Raw genomic sequence first — 1,357 nt, forward strand, 5'->3', positions numbered from 1 at the left:
TACGTTGTCGGCAGCGGGCCAAAAAGGAATACGTCCATGCCCATCGAGGTGAAACCGGCTGTGAGCGCGGGTTCAAGCATATAGCCCGACAGGCGCGTATCCTTGCCGATCACGACACGATGGCGGTGGTCACCGCGACGAAAGACACGGCCAGCCGCCATGCCGACGCGCAAGGCGGTTTCCGCCGTCATCGCGCCTTCGTTGGCTTTGCCACGAATACCGTCTGTGCCGAAATATTTGCGCACCATAAGGTCGATTATCCTGTCGTCGGGTCGCCCTCAAAGGGGACATGCCTGCTGAACCGCGAATATAGAGAAATATCCCGAATGTGCAGTTAACGAATTCTTGCGGTTTCTTTCAGCGCCGCCAATACCGCCAGCCCGTCGCGCAAGGGGCGCGGCTCGTGTGTGCGGATGAAGTCAGCTCCACCTGCGGCGGCGGCAAGCTCTGCAGCGAGTGTCGCGGCCCCGACATCCCCCGGACCACGGCCTGTGAGCGCGCGCAGAAAGGATTTGCGCGAAACAGACAGAAGCACCGGCAAATCGAAGCGCAGCCGCAATTCATCGAACCGCGCCAGCACCGAGAGCGAGGTTTCGGGAGCAGCCCCCAGAAAAAACCCCATGCCGGGATCAAGGACAAGGCGGTTGCGTTTGATACCGGCACCCGTCAGCGCCGCGATGCGCGCGTCAAAGAACGCCGCAATGTGATCCATGATGTCGCCAGCGGGTGCCTCGCGCCGATCTGCCTGCCCGTCTTGCACCGAATGCATAACGACGAGTTTGGCAGATGATTTCGCCAATTGCGGATAGAACGCAGCGTCTGGAAAACCGCGAATATCATTGAGATAGGCCACACCACGCGACAAGGCATAGGCTTGCGTCGCGGGTTGATAACTGTCGAGCGAGACGGGAATGCCATCTGCCTTGAGCGCGTCCAGCACCGGCGCGATACGCGCGATTTCTGTGTCGGACGAAACAGGCGCGGCGTCGGGATTGCTGGATGCCGGACCGAGGTCGATCACATCTGCCCCCTCGGCCATCAGCTTACGCGCCTGCGCAATGGCTGCGTCTGGCGCCAGATACCGGCCTCCATCGGAGAAACTGTCCGAGGTTATGTTGACGATGCCGAAAATGATGAGCGATTTATTCATGGGGGCTTCTATAATAATCTCTGTACACGACAAAAATAGATAACTCATTGAAATAATGTCACAATAATTGTTTTCTAACGACGAATACTATGACACATCTCAATGAGTTATATCTTATCTTAAACAAATCTCTAAAATGGAACAAGTCACATTTAAAGTGCTTTGCGCTCATCATGCTTGTGATTATTTTAAAGCAAACATGTAATC

The 1,357-nt window shown here is 55.6% G+C and carries 1 protein-coding gene and 2 pseudogenes; 1 reads left to right on the forward strand and 2 read right to left on the reverse strand.

The features are described 5' to 3' along the window. Positions 1 to 248, reverse strand: a pseudogene (glmM, locus tag G5T77_RS12350) (phosphoglucosamine mutase); the annotation flags it as partial. 86 nt (positions 249 to 334) lie between these two features. Further along, entirely contained in the window at positions 335 to 1,150 is an 816-nt protein-coding gene (sul2, locus tag G5T77_RS12355) for a sulfonamide-resistant dihydropteroate synthase Sul2 (protein WP_001043260.1), read from the reverse strand. Between the two features lie 89 nt (positions 1,151 to 1,239). Here sul2 and G5T77_RS12360 point away from each other — a divergent pair. Further along, positions 1,240 to 1,357: pseudogene (locus G5T77_RS12360) on the forward strand (IS4 family transposase); the annotation flags it as partial.

Origin of the sequence: Acinetobacter sp. GFQ9D191M (assembly GCF_011174875.1) — a bacterium.
Classification (GTDB): domain Bacteria; phylum Pseudomonadota; class Gammaproteobacteria; order Pseudomonadales; family Moraxellaceae; genus Acinetobacter.